Annotated in this window: 19 protein-coding genes; 10 read left to right on the top strand and 9 right to left on the bottom strand. The window is 52.4% G+C overall.

Going from position 1 to position 19,791, the window contains the following annotated elements:
• Positions 1 to 26 precede the first annotated feature (26 nt).
• From LC073_RS05680 to LC073_RS05670, 3 genes are read right to left on the bottom strand one after another with little or no spacing between them, the layout of a single operon-like run.
• Positions 27 to 1,505, bottom strand: a complete 1,479-nt coding sequence (locus LC073_RS05680) for a cryptochrome/photolyase family protein (protein ID WP_226644679.1) — start codon at positions 1,503 to 1,505, stop codon at positions 27 to 29.
• Entirely contained in the window at positions 1,502 to 2,437 is a 936-nt protein-coding gene (locus LC073_RS05675; RefSeq protein ID WP_226644677.1) for a MerR family transcriptional regulator, read from the bottom strand. Before LC073_RS05675 ends, LC073_RS05680 begins: the two co-directional genes overlap by 4 nt.
• 8 nt (positions 2,438 to 2,445) lie before the next feature.
• Entirely contained in the window at positions 2,446 to 3,408 is a 963-nt protein-coding gene (locus LC073_RS05670; RefSeq protein ID WP_226644675.1) for a YbgA family protein, read from the bottom strand.
• Positions 3,409 to 3,651: 243 nt separating this feature from the next.
• Between LC073_RS05670 and LC073_RS05665 the strand changes: the two genes are divergently transcribed.
• The 3 genes from LC073_RS05665 to LC073_RS05655 all read left to right on the top strand — a co-directional run bounded on the left by LC073_RS05665 (position 3,652) and on the right by LC073_RS05655 (position 8,430).
• On the top strand, positions 3,652 to 6,690 hold the full coding sequence (locus tag LC073_RS05665; RefSeq protein ID WP_226644673.1) for an FAD-binding and (Fe-S)-binding domain-containing protein: 3,039 nt from the start codon (positions 3,652 to 3,654) through the stop codon (positions 6,688 to 6,690).
• A gap of 69 nt (positions 6,691 to 6,759) precedes the next feature.
• Entirely contained in the window at positions 6,760 to 7,512 is a 753-nt protein-coding gene (locus LC073_RS05660; RefSeq protein ID WP_226644672.1) for a tetratricopeptide repeat protein, read from the top strand.
• Positions 7,513 to 8,028: 516 nt separating this feature from the next.
• Entirely contained in the window at positions 8,029 to 8,430 is a 402-nt protein-coding gene (locus tag LC073_RS05655) for a 3D domain-containing protein (protein WP_226644669.1), read from the top strand.
• 210 nt (positions 8,431 to 8,640) lie between these two features.
• Here LC073_RS05655 and LC073_RS05650 read toward each other — a convergent pair whose 3' ends face one another.
• The gene (locus LC073_RS05650) at positions 8,641 to 9,180 is read right to left on the bottom strand and encodes a hypothetical protein (RefSeq protein ID WP_226644663.1); all 540 of its coding nucleotides are present in this window, start codon (positions 9,178 to 9,180) and stop codon (positions 8,641 to 8,643) included.
• A 250-nt stretch (positions 9,181 to 9,430) separates the two neighbouring features.
• Complete coding sequence (locus tag LC073_RS05645; RefSeq protein ID WP_226644662.1) at positions 9,431 to 9,691, bottom strand: baseplate wedge protein 53; 261 nt, start codon at positions 9,689 to 9,691, stop codon at positions 9,431 to 9,433.
• A 199-nt stretch (positions 9,692 to 9,890) separates the two neighbouring features.
• On the opposite strand from LC073_RS05645, the gene LC073_RS05640 reads away from it, so the two are divergent.
• Positions 9,891 to 10,892 carry a rhodanese-related sulfurtransferase gene (locus LC073_RS05640; RefSeq protein WP_226644658.1) on the top strand — a complete coding sequence of 334 codons (1,002 nt, stop codon included), beginning with the start codon at positions 9,891 to 9,893 and terminating at the stop codon, positions 10,890 to 10,892.
• Positions 10,893 to 10,895: 3 nt separating this feature from the next.
• Here LC073_RS05640 and LC073_RS05635 read toward each other — a convergent pair whose 3' ends face one another.
• Positions 10,896 to 11,288, bottom strand: coding sequence for a hypothetical protein (locus LC073_RS05635; RefSeq protein ID WP_226644654.1), 393 nt, complete (start codon positions 11,286 to 11,288; stop codon positions 10,896 to 10,898).
• Between LC073_RS05635 and LC073_RS05630 the strand changes: the two genes are divergently transcribed.
• Positions 11,287 to 11,460, top strand: coding sequence for a hypothetical protein (locus LC073_RS05630; protein ID WP_226644651.1), 174 nt, complete (start codon positions 11,287 to 11,289; stop codon positions 11,458 to 11,460). The genes LC073_RS05635 and LC073_RS05630 overlap by 2 nt on opposite strands.
• A gap of 582 nt (positions 11,461 to 12,042) precedes the next feature.
• Here LC073_RS05630 and apbC read toward each other — a convergent pair.
• Positions 12,043 to 13,194 carry an iron-sulfur cluster carrier protein ApbC gene (gene apbC / locus LC073_RS05625; RefSeq protein WP_226644648.1) on the bottom strand — a complete coding sequence of 384 codons (1,152 nt, stop codon included), beginning with the start codon at positions 13,192 to 13,194 and terminating at the stop codon, positions 12,043 to 12,045.
• 212 nt (positions 13,195 to 13,406) lie between these two features.
• Between apbC and metG the strand changes: the two genes are divergently transcribed.
• A complete protein-coding gene (gene metG, locus LC073_RS05620) occupies positions 13,407 to 15,434 on the top strand; it encodes a methionine--tRNA ligase (protein WP_226644645.1) in 2,028 nt (675 codons plus the stop codon).
• A gap of 28 nt (positions 15,435 to 15,462) precedes the next feature.
• Here the strand turns inward: metG and LC073_RS05615 are convergent, their stop codons facing one another.
• A complete protein-coding gene (locus tag LC073_RS05615; protein WP_226644632.1) occupies positions 15,463 to 16,368 on the bottom strand; it encodes an EamA family transporter in 906 nt (301 codons plus the stop codon).
• 147 nt (positions 16,369 to 16,515) lie between these two features.
• Between LC073_RS05615 and LC073_RS05610 the strand changes: the two genes are divergently transcribed.
• The 4 genes from LC073_RS05610 to LC073_RS05595 all read left to right on the top strand — a co-directional run bounded on the left by LC073_RS05610 (position 16,516) and on the right by LC073_RS05595 (position 18,619).
• Positions 16,516 to 17,457, top strand: coding sequence for a D-2-hydroxyacid dehydrogenase (locus LC073_RS05610; RefSeq protein ID WP_226644629.1), 942 nt, complete (start codon positions 16,516 to 16,518; stop codon positions 17,455 to 17,457).
• A gap of 173 nt (positions 17,458 to 17,630) precedes the next feature.
• Positions 17,631 to 17,879, top strand: a complete 249-nt coding sequence (locus LC073_RS05605; protein ID WP_226644626.1) for a hypothetical protein — start codon at positions 17,631 to 17,633, stop codon at positions 17,877 to 17,879.
• A 34-nt stretch (positions 17,880 to 17,913) separates the two neighbouring features.
• The gene (locus tag LC073_RS05600) at positions 17,914 to 18,399 is read left to right on the top strand and encodes a hypothetical protein (RefSeq protein WP_226644622.1); all 486 of its coding nucleotides are present in this window, start codon (positions 17,914 to 17,916) and stop codon (positions 18,397 to 18,399) included.
• Positions 18,377 to 18,619, top strand: a complete 243-nt coding sequence (locus LC073_RS05595) for a hypothetical protein (protein WP_226644620.1) — start codon at positions 18,377 to 18,379, stop codon at positions 18,617 to 18,619. Before LC073_RS05600 ends, LC073_RS05595 begins: the two co-directional genes overlap by 23 nt.
• Before the next feature lie 78 nt (positions 18,620 to 18,697).
• Here the strand turns inward: LC073_RS05595 and yghU are convergent, their stop codons facing one another.
• A complete protein-coding gene (gene yghU / locus LC073_RS05590; RefSeq protein ID WP_226644617.1) occupies positions 18,698 to 19,573 on the bottom strand; it encodes a glutathione-dependent disulfide-bond oxidoreductase in 876 nt (291 codons plus the stop codon).
• Between the last annotated feature and the right edge of the window lie 218 nt (positions 19,574 to 19,791).

Raw genomic sequence — 19,791 nt, 5'->3', positions numbered from 1 at the left:
TATTGCCAATAAACGAATACACTGAGCTATTTCAGGTTGGCAAAAACTTCTATCGCCCGCTTACGTCCAGCTCCCACATCACAAATCACCTGAGGATACCCCTCAACCTTGGGCGGCTTGTGAATTTCTTTATTCCCCAGTGAGACAAGCTCTGGCACATATTGGCGAATAAAATCTCCATTAGGGTCGAATTTCTGCGATTGACTATAGGGATTAAATACACGGAAATAGGGTGCCGCATCAGTGCCGGTGGAGGCAGTCCACTGCCAGCCCCCATTGTTAGAGGCAAAGTCACCATCAATCAAATTTTGCATAAAATAGCGCTCACCCCAGCGCCAATCAATCAGCATATTTTTGCTCAAAAACGAGGCAACAATCATACGCAGTCGGTTATGCATCCATGCGGTTTCATTTAGCTGGCGCATAGCGGCATCGACGATAGGCACCCCGGTTTCACCACGAGTCCAGCGGGAAAACAAATCCTTGTCGTAGCACCATGGAACCTGTTCCGTTTCCTCTTTAAATGGCTTGCCCATACTTAGACGAGGAAAATCCGCGAGCAAATGCGTATAAAATTCCCGCCAGACGAGCTCGCTAATCCAGCAGGCAATTCCTTCATTCCCTCCCTGCCAAAGCCCTTTATTTAGGTTGAGGGCCATATGAACACATTGACGAATAGAAATAGCCCCGCTGTTTAAATAGGGAGAAAGTCGGGAAGTACTATCTTTCGCAGGGAAATCTCGCTCTGTCTGGTATTTATCGATATTTTCAGCAAAGGCTTTCAGATATTTCTGCGCAGCCTTCTCCCCACTCTCCCAGCCTTTCACCCTACCCGATCCATCGATATTCAATGAATAGCACGGAAGTTGGGAGGGTATTTTCTGCGTGAGCTTACCCCCTCCCGTCACTTCCAACGCCAACCATTTCGGCCAGTGTTCGCCCTTATCGTGGTTGGGCATTTTCTTGGGCATGGGCAAGGGTTTAACCTCGCTCTCGGTACACAACTGGATCAGTGAACGCTTAAAGGGAGTAAACACTTTGTAGGGGTCGCCACTCGCGGTTCTAACCGCCCCCGGCGGTAACAGCGTTCGATCACTGTAGTATTCAACCTGAACACTGTTTTCTTGCAGTTTTTCCCGCACCGCTTTGTCTCGTCTCTGCTCATTCAATGGGTACTCGGCATTGGCAAACAGTGCCTCCGCCTTCAGGCGCTCAGTAATTTGCTGAAGCGCATTAGGCACCTGGGAGAATTTAGAGACTTCGAGGTAATACAAAGGGATATTACGAAGTCGCAACTGTTCTTGTAATTCCTGTAGGCAAGCCATCCGAAAAGAAACCAGTGCATCGCCTTCATCATGGCTTTTCCAGGTTTCCGGACAGGCAATAAAAACAGCAGCCAATTGTTCGCACCGGGTACTGGCGTGGTACAACGCAGAATTATCATGAATACGCAAATCGCTGCGGAACCAAACCAGGCCTCGCTGCAGAGAATTTTTTCCATTCATCGTTTCAGCTGCTCCCGCAATTGACGCATGACGCTGTCTGTATTGCCTGATGATACTGAGGTAATCGGGAGCTTCTTCAGATTGCCCAAATCAGCGGACTGCATTTCTACAAAATCCCCCAGCAGCCAAATAGATGTTTGAAGCATTTGTATAGAACCTGGCAATTCTTTCTGAAGGAAAGCTTTCGAAAGTGCCCGATGGCTGTAGCAGAGCACTGCATGCACACCGAGCTTTTTCACGATACCCTCCAAACCCAGCAGGGCTGCGCGATAATCCAGAACCACCACATCAAAACCAGCAGCCAAAAGTGTGGCGCAAAATAATTGTATAAAAGCTCGCTGATCACTACCGGGAAAGTCCAACAACAATACTCGCTTCTCACAAGTTACCCGATCTTTGACAAGATTTTTGCGGGCTATACCATTAGCTAATAACAGCTGTTCATAGAACAGCTGCCAAAAAAAATGTTGAGAAGACTCAGATTGTCGCTGTCTGGCTAGCTTGGCATGTAGGGGCTTGAGCCAGTGATCGAGTAGCAGCGATGGTGGGAAGGCAGCAATCCACTGATCCAGGCGCTGGCGCAGCTTTAAATCGGCAAAGCCCTCAGACAAATCACAAGCCTCATCGATCATCTCTTGCCAGCTGCCAGCCGTATTTTCTACTTTCACTGTGGTCAATAGAGAAGCCGGTCTACGCTCCAACAGCTCCCGTACCCGTCCGATAGTCACACCACGGGCTAGGCAGGCGAGCACCTCTTCGATACGTCTTACTTCCTCTTCACTGTAGAGTCGGTGTCCCTTGCTGGTTCTGGTTGGCGTTAACAGGCCGTATCTGCGCTCCCAAGCTCGTAGAGTGACCGGATGAACACCGGTACGGCGCGCCACCTCGCGAATTGGCAGGTGGGCTTTAGTGGGGGATTCAATTTCAACCATGGCTAGGCTCAGCGAAAATCACACAACCCCAACTCCGCCGGCTCGGCGGCGAGCAGTACCTGACTGTGGATAAACTGGTGGGGACTGCGCGGCAAATAATGGCGCAACATCGTGAGTACAGCCGATAACGGCTTGTTGCCACAGCGATACTCATCAATCAGAAGAGCCAACTCATGACGCTCTTCCTTGTTCAAGTAACCTTTCAAGTGACCCTGACTGTGCATCAGGGCATTGGTGCGGTCTTTGCGGCTGGCCAGGTGGCCGAGAATATCCATAATCTTGCCCCGCACTTCATAAGCGAATTCTTCCACCGGCATCGCGCGAGAATTAGAGACAAACTGACCCAGGGCTCGGGTCAGTGGCTGGCTGTGGGCCAGCAGCAAATACTTATAGGCGGTATAAAACTCAATCACCCTGGCAGGACGCAGGTCGATGGCCACATAGCGATACCAGGCATCGTAGGCGAATACTCGGGTGAGAAAATTCTCGCGTAAATCACTGGCATTCAGTCGACCCACCTCTTCCATAGGCAAATGTGGAAAATGCCGACGCAGGCGCGCAGCGAATAGGCCGGAATCATGGGCCAACACCCCAGTGCCATCCTCGTTGTAATGCGGTGTCGTACGAACACCGCAGCTGGGGGATTTCTGCATCAGAATAAAGCCGCGCAGATTTTCCACCTCGGGCACGAGCTGATCCGCATAGGCTTCCAGGGCCTCAGTAACATCCAAGGTGGGGTCTTCCCGGCCAACCGCACGCAGGCGATCACTCACAATCAGGTGAATCGGCGGTCTCGGCACTCCCATGCCAATGGCAACCTCCGGGCAGTAAGCATGTAACTCAAAACAATTGCCCAGCAGTTGTGTGCAGACTTTACTGTGCTTGTGACTGCCGTTGTAACGCACGGGATCACCCACGGCACAGCGGCTGATACCAACCGGGATTTTCTGAGGTAAGAGCTGGATATGCATAGTCGCGCAGCACAGAGTCAGTTTCTATTCCTTTTTTATAGCCTCTCGCGATTAGTTATACAAGTGGGCCACTTGTATAACTTTTGGGTTGCAACCAAGTCCATTTGGCTGCTTGCGCACATACACACCACGGCTACAATGCAGGGCCGCATTTTTACCGAGCGGCAGGGCTGCGATTCTTTATCTCTTCACCTAGCCCCGGCAGTTTGCGGCCTCTTCCTCCCCGAAAGTACGGATTAGCTCATGATTCCAGCATTGCGCGAAGTCAACGAGGTTCAGGCGCTCTATTTGCAGTTTTTGCAGGAGCTGACTGACGCAGGTTTCCGCGGCGACACCTCTCCCAGTTACGCCAGCCGCACCGTTTTGGCGACCGATAACTCTATTTACCAGGTTCTGCCCCAGGCAGTGGTGTACCCGCGCAACAACCGCGATCTACAACTATTGGCGGAACTGGCTGAACGGGAGGAGTTTCACTCTGTGGTGCTCTCACCGAGAGGTGGCGGCACCGGCACTAACGGCCAATCACTTACCGATGGTCTGGTGGTGGATATCTCACGCCATATGAACCAGATCCTCGAGATCAATGTGGAGGAGCGCTGGGTGCGCGTACAGGCCGGCGTGGTCAAAGACCAACTAAATGCCGCACTGAAACCCCACGGCCTGTTTTTTGCGCCGGAGCTCTCTACCAGCAACCGCGCCACCATCGGAGGCATGATCAATACGGATGCCTCAGGCCAGGGCTCCTGCGTTTACGGCAAGACCCGCGATCATGTCTTGGAGCTGCATACGGTGCTGATGGGCGGGGAGCTGTGGCACTCCTCCGCCATAGGGGAAACCCAGCTGCAGGAAATTTGCAAAGAAGACAGCCGCGCTGCTGAGATACACAAAACCTGCGATGACATCGCCAGGGAAAAAGCCGAACTCATCGAGCAAAAGTTTCCCAAACTCAATCGCTGTCTCACTGGCTACGACTTGGCCCATATCCGTGAAGGCGATCGCTTTAATCTCAACAGTGTACTGTGCGGTTCCGAAGGCACTCTCGGATTTATTGCTGAAGCCAAGCTCAACCTGCTTCCCATCCCCAAGTGCGTGGCATTGGTCAATTTAAAATACGACCACTTCCAGGAAGCGCTGCACGATGCCAAGGATCTGATGCGCGCGGGCCCCATGTCGATTGAAACGGTTGACAGCAAGGTGCTGCAGCTGGCTATGGAAGATATCGTCTGGCACAGCGTCAGCGAGTTTTTCCCCGCTGAGGATCGCCCGGTCAAGGGTATCAACCTGGTCGAGTACGCTGCAGATACAGAGGAGGAACTGGAAAAAACCCTGCAACAATTTATTGCACATGTCGAGGCTGTCATCGGTCAACCGGGCAAGAGCTTCGGCTATTCCATCGCCCGCGGCCACGCCGAAGTGAATCGCATCTGGGCCATGCGCAAACGCGCGGTGGGCTTATTGGGCAACGCCCAGGGGGAAAAACGTCCGATACCCTTTGTTGAAGACACCGCTGTGCCACCAGAAAACCTGGCGGACTATATTGCTGAATTCCGTGCAGTGCTGGATGAGGCCGGCCTCAATTACGGTATGTTCGGACATGTGGATGCCGGTGTATTACATGTGCGCCCGGCGATCGATATGAAAGATCCCCAGCAGGCTGCACAAATTCGCCCTATCACGGATCAGGTAGTAGCCCTTACGCAAAAATATAAAGGACTGCTGTGGGGAGAGCACGGCAAAGGCGTCCGCTCAGAATATGCCCCGGAATTTTTCGGCGAGTTGTATCCCGAACTGCAAAAAATAAAATCCGTATTCGATCCGCGCAACCAACTAAATCCAGGCAAAATTGCCACACCCAATGGCAGTGCCAGCCTGCTGAAAATTGATGGCGTGAGCACTCGCGGTGAACACGACCGGCAGATTCCCGCTCAGGTATGGGAGGGGTACGACGAGGGAGTCCACTGCAATGGCAACGGTGCCTGCTTTAACTGGAACCCAGACGATGCCATGTGTCCTTCCTATAAAGCCACGCGCAACCGGATTCACTCCCCCAAGGGGCGCGCCTCGCTGATGCGGGAATGGCTGCGCCTTTTAAGTAATCAAGGTGTAGACGCAGTGGCCAGTGCGCGCAAATACCGCGAGCGCTCCTTTTTTGTCGGCCTGCCAAAACGCTTTATTAACACCCTGGCAAAAACCCGCGGCGAATACGATTTCAATCACGAAGTTAACGAAGCCATGCAGGGCTGCCTCGCCTGTAAATCCTGTGTAGGGCAATGCCCTATTCGCGTGGATGTGCCTGAATTTCGCAGCAAGTTTCTGGAGCTTTATTACAGCCGCTATTTGCGTCCGCTAAAGGATTACGCCGTGGGCGGGCTGGAATTCATGATGCCGCACCTGGCAAAACTGCCGCAGTTGTACAACTGGCCACTAAAACTGAAGCCTGTATCTTTTTTGATGGAGCGTGTTTTCGGCATGGTGGACAGCCCGCTGCTCTCGCAGAGATGCTTGCAGTCCAGCATGAAAGAACTGGGTGTCCCCACCGCCACGAAAGCCTGCCTGGAGACTCTGGGGCCTTCCCAGCGCAGCCGTGCGGTCATCATCGTGCAGGATGCCTTCACCAGCTATTTTGATGCCGAGGTGGTGGCGGACATCCTGCGTCTGCTCAAGCAATTGGACTTTGTGCCGATTCTCGCTCCCTATCGAGCCAACGGCAAACCTCTCCACGTCCATGGATTCCTACGCCAGTTCCAACGGGTTGCCGAGGGGAATAGCGAGATGCTCAACAACCTGGCAGAGAGCGGCATTCCCCTCGTTGGGATAGATCCCTCCATGACCCTCACCTACCGCTCCGAGTACAAAAAAATCCTAGGGGAACACGCCCCTAAAGTGCAATTGTTACAGGAATGGCTAGCTCAACAGGAAGGTCACCTACAGCAGCAGCGAGCGCGGATAAAACCCGGCAGCTTCCAACTGCTGCCGCACTGCACCGAACAAACCAATGCCACCGCCTCACTAAAAGATTGGCAAACAGTATTTTCGGCTCTGGGTCTGGAACTGCAGGGTGAGAATCTCGGCTGCTGTGGTATGGCCGGCACCTATGGCCACGAAGCTGCGCACAAGGAAACCTCACGGATAATTTTCCAGCAATCCTGGGGCCCAAAGCTTGATGGCGGAAAAAACAACCAGCTCGCCACCGGCTACTCCTGTCGCTGCCAGGCCAGCCGCTTTGCAGGTGTTACTCTGCGCCATCCTCTTCAAGGGTTGCTGGCACAATTCGACATCTAGGGATTTACTGACGTAAGGGGACCACAACTGTGGCCCCCGGTCGTCACCGGGCTAAGCGCGAAAATCCCTATGCATAAACCACTGCCTCATTTATACATACTGTTTTACGCACTCTTCTGCCTGACCGCACTACTTGCGGCTATATCTATTATTTCAGACGTTCTCCCCAACAACACACAACCCCACAGCGCCAAATCTCACGGTGGAGAAACTCTGGGCGCAATTGGCTGGGTCAATGAAGCAGAAGCACTGGCTCGGCAGGGGAATTTTGGCGACGCACTGCCTCTCTATGAAAAAGCGATTTCCGCCCTCAGCGACTTCCCTTCCCAACAGCACACTTTGCGCTATCGCTACGGCATCGTGCTAAATGCACTCGGGGCTCAATCGAGGCCAGACCTCTACCCACTAGCGCGGGCACAGTTTCAGTCGGTCCTGCGCTACCTGGATTCCGGGGCTCAATTGCCCCACTCCAGTGCCAGGGTACGCTCGGCACTCGCACACACCTATCACCGTCAAGCTGCCAGTGAAGAGGTGACCACCCAGCGCGAATATCTGCTTAGTACCGCCTACCTTCTTTATAAAAGTGCCCTGGAAGGCTTACTCAATCAGGAAGAGTGGCAAAACCTCTCTATTACCTATTTCAACCTGGGACAGGTTTGCGAGTGGCAGGGTAATCTTGAAGAGGCGATTCACTGGTTGGAGAGAGCGGTACAACTGGATTTGCAGCACAAGTTACCCGACTTGGATGAGGACAGTGACTATTTGACCGCGTTGCGCCAGCAGGTAGAACCGGTGCAGCAAAACCGGGAAACCACCCTCTAGAGCTCAGTTTTTCTCTATTTTTCTTCACCTAAAGATAAATGACGATACGGTTTTATCGCCTAATCTCATACATTTTCACCAAATCAAACCATTTTGGCGGAATGGTCACAAAAAGTTTCAGAGAAATTTTTTACTTTTACATTACTGATTAGAAAACCGGTCCGAGTGTATATCTGGTACCCGTAGGATGACATCGCTGTCAGTACAATTTCACATCAAAAAATGACTTCCTAATAATAAAAATAAAATAAATTTTTAACCTTCAATAAATAATTTTTTGGAAACAAAAATCTTATTAGTCAATTATTTAAGGTTTAATAGTTTTCCTCCCCAGCAATAACCTGCTGTTTTTCAGGGCCACTTGTCGCGTAATAAGAAAAAGTTGCCTCCGCCTAAATCACCAGTAATATAGCCAGCGTTGATTAAATATTGATCAGCTATTTCCAAAAACACTTGGAAATTTCGCAAGCACCTTTTGGCTTGTGACCATTTGATTCCTGGAGGTAATGGGACATCATGAAACAGACTCTGCGTAACACTGCTTTTTTCATCGCCGCCCTGCTTGCTATTGGTGTGAGTGTCAATGCATCGGCAGCCCTTAAGAAAACCATGGTCGTAGACGCCACCGCTTATAACTCGGTACCCGGCCAGACAGATGGAGACCCCTGGGTAGCAGCCTGGAACAATCGCCTGCGCCCCGGTGACAAAATCATCGCCGTTTCCCGTGATTTGGAAAAACACGGTCTGACCAACGGCGCCAAAGTAAAGATTGAAGGTCTGCCCGGTACTTACACTGTGCGTGACCGCATGAACAAACGTTTCACTAACCGTATTGATGTGTGGATGGAAAAAGATATCCGTAAGGCTCGCGCCTGGGGTAAGAAAGAACTGAAAATCATTTTTGAACCGGTAAAGTAAAGCAGAACTGATTTCATCAACCCTTTGATTTCAACGACCCTTTTGGCCCCGCCCTCCAGCGGGGTTTTTTTATTTTATTCTTTGATTAAACTTAATGGGCGCAGCCTTGCATACTCGAAATAGGTATTTATGCCTCCTAGGACTCTGAGTGCAATATATTCCTTTTCCCGCTAGTTAATATCTCCAACCTTTATTGGCAATCAGGCACTCCTAAGGCTCCATTTCCATTAACGCCCCAGGCAACTCCTTACAGTGCTCGCTCTCCAGCTGCAAAACACTCGGCTGCTGCCCTTCTACGTAACGATGCTCCAGCCCCTCATCGCCGAGTAAAACCAGATATTCAGATTGGACCCAAGTATCTCCCGAACGGTATTCAGTGAGCCATAAAAGGGAGGGCTGCCCTTCATAGCAATGGCCATAGAACATGCGGGTTTTTTCCACCAATTTTTTCGACATATAGTCCAGGTACTTACCCGGATAGATATAACGATCGACCTCGTCATCTGTCTGGTGAGTACTTTCCGTTTCACCGGGCCTGGCAATACGCCGTATATAAATTGCGAGGTTTTCATCGCAATTTATACAGTGACGTCCCGCCAAGATGGCGTAGCCGCGTAGTTTTGCGATTAAGCGGACTTCCTTGAGATCTGTTTGAATTTGCTGCTGGCTGGATATCGCCAAGGGATCGGCGTAGAGGGAAAAGGACAGAATCTGCAAGCAGATCACAGTGAAAAAGCCGCGTATTATCATGGGAGAGGCAACCGCTGCTTAGGTAGCACCGTCGGAGACAAAAGCTCCACAGTTGCCTCGCGACGGCGCTGTGATTGGGGTGTGCTGTCACACAGTCGCGATTCCCTTCACCATAACCATAGCAGTTACTGGCAGGTAAGAAGCAATAATCAGTGGCTCCCAAGGTCTGGGAGGGTTTGGCAGAGGAGAGTAACCCCAAACGCCCGCCTGTGTAGCGAGCGCACTTTAAGGGGCCAAAGGCGTAGCAACCTTACCAGCTGCCATCCGTTTCCTGCACCGGCCCCACAAACGTGGAAATCCCCTCTTCGCGCAGTGCATCCAGGGCTTCCTCTAAAGCTTCCCGCTCTGTCTCGAAGGCATCCTCCCACACGGTGGAGTTATTATTCTCATCGACAATTTCGAGTAGCCAGCCACCCTCGTCATCTTCGTATATATCGATCTGCACAGATACATCGCCCTCGCGGTAGATCTGGCTCAACTCCGATTCTTTCGGTGCAAATTCTTCGCCCATGGGGTTCACCTCGCTATGACCCTGAAAATTCGGCCAGAACTTTGACAAGTTGCGGCTTCCCGGTCAACAAATATTGTTGGGCCGGGGCAACAGCTGGAGTGCTTGCTAAATGTACGACAAGTTGTTTTTTTTGCGATAAAATGCGCGGCGATTTTTTCTGCCCCGGATTTACGCTCCGGACTGCAATTAAGGAAGTACCATGAATCAATATGTTGTCTGTGCGCTCTACAAGTTCGTCACTCTGGAGGACTTCGAGTCTTTGCGCGCACCCCTGCTTGAAGTCATGCTGAAAAACCAGGTACGCGGCACCCTGCTCCTGGCCCGCGAGGGCATTAACGGTACCGTTGCCGGTTCCCGTGACGGTATCGACGCCCTTCTTGCCTACCTAAAATCAGACGAACGCCTCGCCGAACTGGATTACAAAGAATCCTTCACCGGTGAGATGCCTTTCTTACGCAGCAAGGTCAAGCTGAAGAGGGAAATTGTCACCATGGGTGTGGAGGGCATTGACCCCCGCCGTGTGGTTGGGACCTACGTCAAGCCCAAGGATTGGAACGCCCTGATCAGCGACCCAGAAGTCATTGTTGTGGATACCCGCAATGACTACGAATTCCAGGTCGGTACTTTCAAAGACTCGATTAACCCAAATACCGAAACCTTCCGCGAGTTCCCCCAGTACGTCAAAGAGAACCTGGATCCGGCCAAACACAAGAAAGTCGCCATGTTCTGCACTGGTGGCATCCGCTGCGAAAAGTCCACCGCTTACATGAAGGAGCAGGGCTTTGAAGAGGTTTACCACCTGCACGGCGGCATTCTCAAGTACTTGGAAGAAGTCCCCAAAGAGGAATCCCTGTGGGAGGGCGAGTGCTTCGTCTTTGACGAACGTGTCACCGTCAACCACGACCTGGAGCGCGGCCAGTACGACCAATGCAACGCCTGTCGCATGCCAATCACCAGGGAAGACCAGCAGTCCGAGAAGTTCGAACAAGGTGTCAGCTGCCCGCACTGTTACGACAAAGTGAGTGACGCGGACCGTATCCGTTTCCGCGAACGCGAAAAGCAGATCCAGCTGGCCAAAAAGCGCGGAGAAAAACATATGGGCCAGGATGCCCGCGAGACAACTGTCGCCAAACGCCTTCATAAGAAAGAGGAGCGCCGCCGCCAGGCAGAGGCCGAACAGGCCAAAGCCCAGCAGGCGTAATACTTAGCGCAGCAGAGGTCTTGGGGTGCCCTTGGTTTGGGTGAGCCAGGCCTCAGCTTCTGCCTCGGCAACAAACTCCCGCGAACTGTGCCGACACAGACAGGTTCCATCAGTCGCCAGCGGTGAAGTACAACGGTTGCGGGGATGTAAAACCGCAATATATGCGCGCCGTAATACCGGGTGCTCAGCAATAAAGCTGGTGAATTGCCGCTGCTCCTCCAGTGTGACCTTGGCACGGGCATAACGCATATCCAGTAGCACCCGCAGTGGTACACGGTGACGGTATTTTTCTACCAGCCGGGCAGCAGCCTCCATTTTTTCCGCAATTCCTACGGGGCCATAAAATAATACCCGTGCTATGCCCCCTATCGGTCGATAGCTAATATTAAAATTCATGGATGAAAGCACTCGCGCTTTTGTCTTTGTTATTTTTATCGACTACAGCTACTGCAATGCCCGATATAACCTCTGCCTGTTATCAGAAACAAGGCAGCCACCACAGGTTTACACACTCCTGAAATGCTTTACCCTCGGCACTCGCAGCCTGTACCAATTTGTCGAGCGTTGATCACGGGTAGTCAGGAAATGACTCCGGTAAACTCCGTGGATTACCACTGGTTTTCTGACAGTCCGGCTTCCCCCTGCAAAAAATTCAAAGCCACATAATTACCATGACGATCATCTGAGAAAATACAGCATAAATACTTTCTTTTTTTTGTGGTAATGGCTGAGTTTAAGTAATTGGGGAAAAAGCAGTCACTAATATCTTCAGCTTATACCAAGTCTGTTAAATAAATACTAAAACCCTAACGATTAACTCACCATACTTCCTGTACAGGTTAACAGCCCCGCACCCAAGAACGAAGCCCCTGCAAATACAAGAATGCAATAAATAAAATACGTTAAGATCTGTTCCCACAAGACATTATTACTAGCCTTTATTAAAAAGCCTTATTAATAAGTGTTATTATGAATCTCGATAAAGAAGCGATAAACCGATGATTGACACCAGCCTATCAATATTAAGCGCCCTCATAAAAAGAAATTTCACAAGGGCGCTCGAAGGGGCTCAATATAGGGGTTTTTAACCCAACAAAAAACCACAAAGAAATAAAAATTTAGTGCTTTGTGATCGGTATCGCGATTGGGTTCAACTAATTTCGATTTCCGGCAATTCCTCGTCACTGCTGGCATTCAACCAAACCTGAGCCGCGGCTTTGCGGGCAATCTCACGATAGAAACCGGCAATTTCACCCTCCGGGTCTGCGATCACACTAGGGTGGCCACTATCGATATCGGCGCGGATTTTTTGGGCCAGGGGCAATTCACCAAGCAGGTGGGTATCGTATTCCTCTGCGATACGCTCACCACCGCCGGAACCAAAAATCGGTTCGCTGTGGCCGCAATTGGAACAAGTGTGCAGTGCCATGTTCTCAACAATACCGAGCACAGGTACCGATACCTTACGGAACATTTCTACCCCCTTAATCGCATCTTTTAGGGCCAGATCCTGAGGTGTAGTGACAATTACTGCCCCGGCCAAGGTAGTTTTTTGCGCCAACGTCAGCTGGATGTCTCCGGTACCGGGAGGCATGTCCACAATCAGATAATCCAGCTCTTCCTTGGCGTCACACCAGAGTGTTTGCGTAAGAATTTGATTGAGTGCACCACTGGCCATAGGGCCGCGCCAAACTGCCGGGGTATCTTCTGTCATCAAATACCCCAGTGACATTGTCTCGATACCCAACGCATCCACGGGTACGAAGAATTTCTGCTCCTTTACATGTGGGCGAACCCCTTCGGTGCCGAGCATGGTAGGTAGACTGGGGCCATAGATATCTGCGTCGAGCAGCCCGACTCGCGCGCCCTCTGCCGCCAATGCCAGAGCCAGGTTCACCGCCGTAGTGGACTTGCCTACACCGCCCTTACCGGAGGCGACAGCGACAATATTTTTCACTCCACGCAACGGTTCCGGGGCATTGGCCGAAGAGGTCGCAGGAATATCGCAAAACAATTCAAATTGCAGCGTACTACCTGCCAGAGGTCCGCTCTTCATCAGGGGTTCACAAGCCTCAGTGACCCACTGGCGCCACAGCCCTTCCTGGCTCGCACAGGGGTAGCCGAGGGTGATACCAACAAACACGGTATCGCTCTCGTAGCCCACTTCAATATCTGCATCCAGTTCATCCAGAGGCAGGCCACTGGCCGGGTCCTGCAACTGACCAAGGCACTCCGCCAGGCGCTCAAGCTCGGCCTGCACTTCCTTTGATAACTCTTCATGATCGTGGTGGTGATCGCTCACGGTATCTCCCTTTAGGTGCTTCTTGTCAGAACCGCATTGTGTCGGATGAAGCGGCCCAGCGCCAGCGACTGGATCAATCCAACCACTTTCGCACTCGGCGTATCCCATGCCTCCCCGGCATAGCACAAATCTGCTATATTTCGCCGTCTTTTGACGATCTCCGGCCACTCCAGCGGAGCCTCCGGCCGCAACCCACAGCGATGGAAAAACCGATGCCCGATACGCGCAAAATCCTAGTCACCAGCGCACTCCCCTACGCCAATGGCTCCCTGCACTTGGGCCACATACTCGAATATATCCAGACCGATATCTGGGCGCGCTTTCAACGCTCCCGCGGTAATGACTGTCTGTACCTCTGCGCTGATGATGCGCACGGCACCGCAATCATGCTCAAGGCCGAACAGCTGGGCCTGACACCCGAGCAACATATCGCCAATATGCAGGCGGAGCACGAGCGGGATTTTGCCGATTTCCTGATTGGCGTGGACAACTACCACTCCACCCATTCGGAGGAAAACCGCGAGTTGTCCTCAATGATCTATCGCCGTCTCAGCGACAACGGCCATATTGCCTCGCGCACCATCACCCAGGCTTTCGACCCGGAGAAACAGCTGTTCCTGGCGGACCGCTATATCAAGGGCACCTGCCCGCGCTGTAGTACTCCCGATCAGTACGGTGACAACTGCGAGGCCTGTGGTGCAACTTACAGCCCCACTGAGCTGATCGATCCGGTATCCGCCATCTCCGGTGCCACCCCGGTGGAAAAAGAGTCCGAACACTTCTTCTTCACTCTGCCGGCCTTTACCGAGTTCCTGCGCAACTGGACCCGCTCCGGTACCTTACAGGATGAGGTCGCCAACAAGCTGGCCGAGTGGCTCGAAGAGGGGCTGCAGGAATGGGATATTTCCCGCGACGCGCCCTATTTTGGTTTTGAAATCCCGGACGCGCCGGGCAAATACTTCTATGTATGGCTGGACGCACCCATCGGCTATATGGCCAGTCTGAAAAACTACTGTGACAAAAATGGTAGCGACTGGCTCGATTACTGGAAAAAAGACAGCGATGCCGAGGTGTACCACTTTATCGGCAAGGACATCGTCAATTTCCACGCCCTGTTTTGGCCGGCCATGCTGGACTCCGCCGATTTCCGCACCCCCAACAAAGTGTGCGTACACGGTTTTCTCACCGTTAACGGCAAGAAAATGTCCAAGTCCCGTGGCACCTTTATCAATGCCCGCAACTACCTGGATCACCTGAGCCCAGAATATCTGCGCTATTACTTCGCCGCCAAACTCACCTCCGGCGTGGATGACCTCGATCTCAATCTTGACGACTTTATCGCCAAGGTAAATTCCGACCTGGTAGGCAAGGTCGTCAATATCGCTTCGCGCACCGCCAAATTTGTAAGCAAGGCTGGCGGCCAGCTCGCCACCGAACTGGCCGATGAACAGCTGTGGAACCAGTTTGTCGAGGCCGCTCCACGGATTGCCGATTACTACGAGCAACGCGAATACGCCCGCGCTATGCGCGATATTATGGCCCTGGCCGATGCCGCCAACGCCTGGATCGCAGACAAGGCGCCCTGGTCTCTAGCCAAGCAGGAAGACAAAGAAGCCGAGGTTCTGGCGATCTGCTCACAGGGCGTGAATATGTTCCGCGCACTGATCACCTGGCTGGCACCGGTACTGCCCAACACCGCACAAAAAGCCGCAGAATTCCTCAACAGCGAACTGGCCTGGAATCAGGCCACCACTCCGCTGGCTGATCACGAGATCAGCAAATTTAAACCACTGCTGCAACGGGTGGAAAAAACCCAGGTAGACGCCGTGATGGAGGCCGCGCAGGAGTCTCTGGCACAGCTGCAGGCCGAGGCCAAAGCGGCCAGTGGCCCGCTGGCGGAAGACCCTATTGCCGAACAGATCCAGTTCGACGATTTCGCCAAAGTGGATTTGCGTATCGCGCTGATCGCCAAGGCGGAACACGTCGAAGGCGCCGGCAAATTACTGCGTTTGACTTTGGACCTGGGTGGCGAGACCCGTCAGGTGTTTGCCGGAATCAAGAGCGCTTATGCGCCGGAGGATCTGGTGGGTAAGCACACTGTGATGGTCGCTAACTTGGCGCCGCGCAAAATGCGTTTTGGCGTGAGTGAGGGCATGGTGCTGGCCGCCGGTCCCGGCGGTAAAGACCTGTGGATTCTGGAGCCCCACCAGGGCGCCAAACCCGGCATGCGCGTGATGTGATGAATAATAGGGTGGGCACGGCCTCCCCCTAACGAAACGACACCGCAATCAAGCCGGCGCACACCAACCCCACCCCTAACAGCTGGGGCCTGTGTGCCGGCTCCCCCAGCAGCCAGATGGCAAACCCTACTCCCAGTGGAATACTGAGCTGGCGCAGAGCCACCACGTAACTCACATTTTCCGTCATCGCCATCGCCAACAGCACCAGCCCATAAGTCGCCCCCATCATTAGGCCGGTCAAAACCCCTAATTTCATATCTCCCAAGGTCTCTAAAAATTGCCTGCGCCCCTTTCGGCTTATACAGCTGCACAGCAACCAGAGCCCACTGACAAAAAACTGCAAACCCAAATAGCTATACGCCATCACCGGAGGAGTCACTCCCCCATCTAATAAAGCCCCCTCCAAATAAAGTAATGCGCCCTTGTCCGCCAGCGAATATCCCACGGTGCCGAGTGCCGCCACCAGGGCCCAGGCACAGTCGGCCCTCCAGTACACACTCCAATGCCATTGACGGAAGTAAACCAGTGGCACTAATAGACAGCCGATCGTCACCAATAACATGCCCAACCAAGCAAGCCAGGGCAGTGCCTGCCCCAACAACGCCGTTGCCAGGGCCACAAGGAGAACCGGTAGGGCGCGCGCAATGGGATAAACCAAGCCGATATCGGCGCGCTGATACGCTAAGGCCAGGCCGCCCATATAAATCATCTGAAAAAAACCACTGACCAGTAATAGCAACCAAAAAGCGCGCGGCAACGAATCCGCCTGCGAGAGCACCCAAAAACAAAGGGGGAGAAGCAACAGACCCACACTGAGTGTGGCGATACAGAAAAAAGCCGGAGAGGGTGTGCGGGATTTTCCCAGTAAATTCCAGCCCGCGTGAAGAAATGCCGAGATTAGAACCAGTGATGCTGCAGTTAACGATATTCCCATACAGGCCCTCTTCATTTGCGACAGAAAGGCCCGAAAACTTACCGTAGCCAACCATGCGAGGTCTGCCACTAACCTCTGAAAGCCATTGCATTCGGCGACCGCTATCGTAGCATGCCGCTATCTCACACAGGAAACCGAGGAAATTCCATGCGCGGCGTATTTCTGGACGCAATGACCATGAAACTTGAGGAATTGGATACACAGACCCTAATAAACAGTCTAGACCACTGGAATTTTTACGAGACTACCTCAGCAAAACAGACCGCCGAACGCATCGCCGGTGCGGAAGTCGTCATTACCAATAAAGTGATTTTGAATCGCGCTCTCTTGGAGCAGGCCAGCTCGCTCAAACTGATCTGTGTCTGTGCTACCGGCACCAATAACATTGACCTGGAAGCTGCACAGGATTTGAATATTTCCGTGCGCAATGTGCAGGGATACGCTGGCGCCTCTGTGCCACAGCACACCTTGGCATTAATCCTCGCTCTTGCCTCCCGCTGGCATCACTACCATCAGGACGTAATGGCCGGCCGTTGGAGTCAGTCTGAAATTTTCTGTTTACTCGATCATCCGGTGGTGGAATTGGCTGGTAAAACCCTGGGAATTATTGGTTATGGTGAGTTGGGGCAAAGAGTTGCCAAACTGGGAGAAGCCCTGGATATGCGCGTTTTAATTGCGGAGTCTTTCAGCGGAGAAAAACATCCAGGCCGGGTGCCATTAGCACAATTAAAAAAGGAATCCGATGTTATCAGTCTGCATTGCCCTCTCACGGCACAAACTGAAAAGTTAATCGATCGCGACTTTATCGCCACAATGAAACCCGGCGCTCTATTGGTAAACACCGCCAGGGGTGGTCTCGTAGATGAGGAAGCCGTTGCCGATGCTCTGCGCAGCGGGAAGCTCGGCGGTGTCGCTCTGGATGTACTGAGCGAGGAGCCCCCACCGGCGAGTCACCCATTGCTGGCCAATGATATTCCCAACCTGATTATCACCCCCCACAATGCCTGGATCAGTCGCGAGAGCCGCCAGCGCCTGTTAGATGGCGTTGTAAGAAATATCGAGACCTGGAAGCGGAAACTCAGCCTATAAATTCACAAATTAATTTCCACAAAGTTCCTATCAATAGCCTTATAACCAAAGCCACCGAAAGCGCCTAAAGTTTATTTTTAATTACCCTAAAAAAGGGGGCCAATGTTCCTGTGAATTGATCGCTGCGACTATAAAATTCTGCGGCAATCATCCCCTGAAAAAGGAGCAACCCGATGGCAACTGCAAGATCTCCACATAACTCCAGCAGGGAAAAGCTGCAAAAGGCCTATAATCTCGCAGGAGAGGCCGCTTCCGATGCTGCTGAAAACTTGAGACAGAGAGCGAGATCTTCTGTTCAGCAACAGAGAAAACGCGCTACAGAAGTCATGGAAAAAGCAGAGTCTTCCCTGCGGGAAAGACCGATCCTTGCGGTCGGCTGTGCTTTTGTGGTCGGCTGGGCGATCGCCAAGCTTTTCAAATAAGCGTTTCCCATTTTAACCGGTAAGGAAACCGCCGATGGGCAATGGAAAGAAACGCCAGGGAGCTGATCAGAATCCCGACCCGGCCGCGCAACAGCGCGGACGGGACGGTTTCGCTGAAACCAGTGATAACAGCAATTCAGGCGGCGGTTTGGAAGAGGCTTTGGCGCGCGCCGAAGCCACCCTAACTTTACTGACAGCCTGGCTGGGTAATATTCAGCGATTGTTTCAGCTAGAACTGGAAAGAACCCTGACCGTGGGAAAGCGATTGATTTTCCTGCAGCTGATGTTGGTACCCCTGGGAACGGCACTACTTGTCAGCCTCTGTGGAGGCGTGGGTTTAATGGCCTATTATTTTAGCCAGTCGATATATATCGGATTTACCGTATTTATCCTGATACAAGTCAGTCTTTTCCTCGGTGTACTGCTTTACCAGAAAAAGCTACGCCCGCTGCTGGGATTTGAAGAAACCAAACGGCAGCTAAGGGAGGCTCTTCACGATGTCGCTGAGACAATTAAATAGGCAAATTACACTTTGCTGCGAGGACGCTGAAAAACAGCGTCGCAGCGCATTGCGGCTGTTCGATCAACAGCAGCAAAAAGTTAATCAGCAGCTGGGGAAAATCCCTTTACCGGTAATTATGGGGCTCGCTTTTGCCGTTGGATTTATAGCGGAGAAACTCTGGCAGTTGCCGCGCACTTCGCAAATGATTCACTTGGCACTTTCTTTGCGCGCCTTTTAAAAAGCGCGCTATTTGGCCAATCATCTAGCTAGCCACCTGAGATGGACAGTAAAGAGAACACAGCCACCTCTATATTAATTAACCGTCCTGTTGCGTGATTTTGTCCTGGGTTTTCTCGTCAAAATCACTGGCATCGTGACGTTCATGCAGTTGCTCACTGGGGTCGCCCCAGGTGCGATTCACCATACGTCCACGCTGTACTGCGGGTCTCTGTGCAATTTCATCGGACCAGCGCACCAGGTGTTTGTAACTATCAGCCTGCAAAAACTCACTGGCATCGTAGGCCTCATTGCGTACCAGTGCACCGTACCAGGGCCAGATAGCAATATCTGCAATGGTGTATTCGCGTCCAGCAATAAACTGGTGCTTAGCCAGTTGCCGATCCAATACATCCATCTGCCGTTTTACCTCCATGGTGAAGCGGTTTATGGGGTATTCAAGCTTCTCTGGCGCATAGGCATAGAAGTGACCGAAACCTCCGCCGAGATAAGGCGCAGCCCCCATCTGCCAAAACAGCCAATTGAGAGTCTCGGTGCGCTGTTCCGGGGTGTGAGGCAGGAAGGCGCCAAACTTCTCTCCCAGATACAGAAGAATGGAACCGCTCTCAAAAACCCGTATTGGTGGGGTCGTACTATGGTCTACCAAAGCCGGGATTTTTGAGTTCGGATTGATATCCACAAAGCCGCTGCCAAACTGCTCGCCCTCAGTGATACGAATCAGATGGGCATCGTATTCCGCTCCTTCAAACCCCAATGCCAGCAACTCTTCCAGCATAATCGTGGCCTTGGCACCATTGGGCGTTCCCAGGGAATACAACTGCATCGGGTGTTTACCCTGGGGCAGTTCTTTTTCGTGGGTAGCCCCCGCTATGGGGCGGTTAATCTTGGCAAACTGTCCGCCACTTTCCGTATCCCACTTCCAAACCTTGGGCGGTGTATAGGGTTGATCTGGCATTACAGAGCTCCATCTGGTGTTATGTGTTGATCCAACAGAGATAAGGCCATATTCCCCCGGAGTAAAGGGGCGCGCCAATAAATCGACGGAAACCTCCAACGGCTTCACGAAAGCACCTAATCCCATCCAGTAAGCGCCAACTATTCTCAAAGCCATAGCCTGGGCCGCCGGGTGATGGGAGCCTCCGCTGCCAGAAGATCCGCCACCGAGTTGAAGGC

It is taken from the genome of Microbulbifer variabilis, from assembly GCF_020524905.1.
Taxonomy (GTDB): domain Bacteria; phylum Pseudomonadota; class Gammaproteobacteria; order Pseudomonadales; family Cellvibrionaceae; genus Microbulbifer; species Microbulbifer variabilis_A.
Note: the sequence above shows the minus strand (reverse complement) of the source record. Positions and strands in the feature narration are given on the sequence as shown.

Excerpts from the sequence above, each read along its gene's own strand:
- LC073_RS05640 (WP_226644658.1), top strand. The coding sequence starts at position 9,891 with ATGAATCAATATGTTGTCTGTGCGCTCTACAAGTTCGTCACTCTGGAG.
- LC073_RS05660 (WP_226644672.1), top strand. The coding sequence starts at position 6,760 with ATGCATAAACCACTGCCTCATTTATACATACTGTTTTACGCACTCTTC.
- LC073_RS05605 (WP_226644626.1), top strand. The coding sequence starts at position 17,631 with ATGGCAACTGCAAGATCTCCACATAACTCCAGCAGGGAAAAGCTGCAA.
- LC073_RS05600 (WP_226644622.1), top strand. The coding sequence starts at position 17,914 with ATGGGCAATGGAAAGAAACGCCAGGGAGCTGATCAGAATCCCGACCCG.
- LC073_RS05610 (WP_226644629.1), top strand. The coding sequence starts at position 16,516 with ATGCGCGGCGTATTTCTGGACGCAATGACCATGAAACTTGAGGAATTG.
- LC073_RS05680 (WP_226644679.1), bottom strand. The coding sequence starts at position 1,505 with ATGAATGGAAAAAATTCTCTGCAGCGAGGCCTGGTTTGGTTCCGCAGC.
- LC073_RS05655 (WP_226644669.1), top strand. The coding sequence starts at position 8,029 with ATGAAACAGACTCTGCGTAACACTGCTTTTTTCATCGCCGCCCTGCTT.
- LC073_RS05650 (WP_226644663.1), bottom strand. The coding sequence starts at position 9,180 with ATGATAATACGCGGCTTTTTCACTGTGATCTGCTTGCAGATTCTGTCC.
- LC073_RS05595 (WP_226644620.1), top strand. The coding sequence starts at position 18,377 with ATGTCGCTGAGACAATTAAATAGGCAAATTACACTTTGCTGCGAGGAC.
- LC073_RS05635 (WP_226644654.1), bottom strand. The coding sequence starts at position 11,288 with ATGAATTTTAATATTAGCTATCGACCGATAGGGGGCATAGCACGGGTA.
- LC073_RS05665 (WP_226644673.1), top strand. The coding sequence starts at position 3,652 with ATGATTCCAGCATTGCGCGAAGTCAACGAGGTTCAGGCGCTCTATTTG.
- LC073_RS05675 (WP_226644677.1), bottom strand. The coding sequence starts at position 2,437 with ATGGTTGAAATTGAATCCCCCACTAAAGCCCACCTGCCAATTCGCGAG.
- LC073_RS05630 (WP_226644651.1), top strand. The coding sequence starts at position 11,287 with ATGGATGAAAGCACTCGCGCTTTTGTCTTTGTTATTTTTATCGACTAC.
- LC073_RS05615 (WP_226644632.1), bottom strand. The coding sequence starts at position 16,368 with ATGGGAATATCGTTAACTGCAGCATCACTGGTTCTAATCTCGGCATTT.
- metG (WP_226644645.1), top strand. The coding sequence starts at position 13,407 with ATGCCCGATACGCGCAAAATCCTAGTCACCAGCGCACTCCCCTACGCC.
- yghU (WP_226644617.1), bottom strand. The coding sequence starts at position 19,573 with ATGCCAGATCAACCCTATACACCGCCCAAGGTTTGGAAGTGGGATACG.
- LC073_RS05645 (WP_226644662.1), bottom strand. The coding sequence starts at position 9,691 with ATGGGCGAAGAATTTGCACCGAAAGAATCGGAGTTGAGCCAGATCTAC.
- LC073_RS05670 (WP_226644675.1), bottom strand. The coding sequence starts at position 3,408 with ATGCATATCCAGCTCTTACCTCAGAAAATCCCGGTTGGTATCAGCCGC.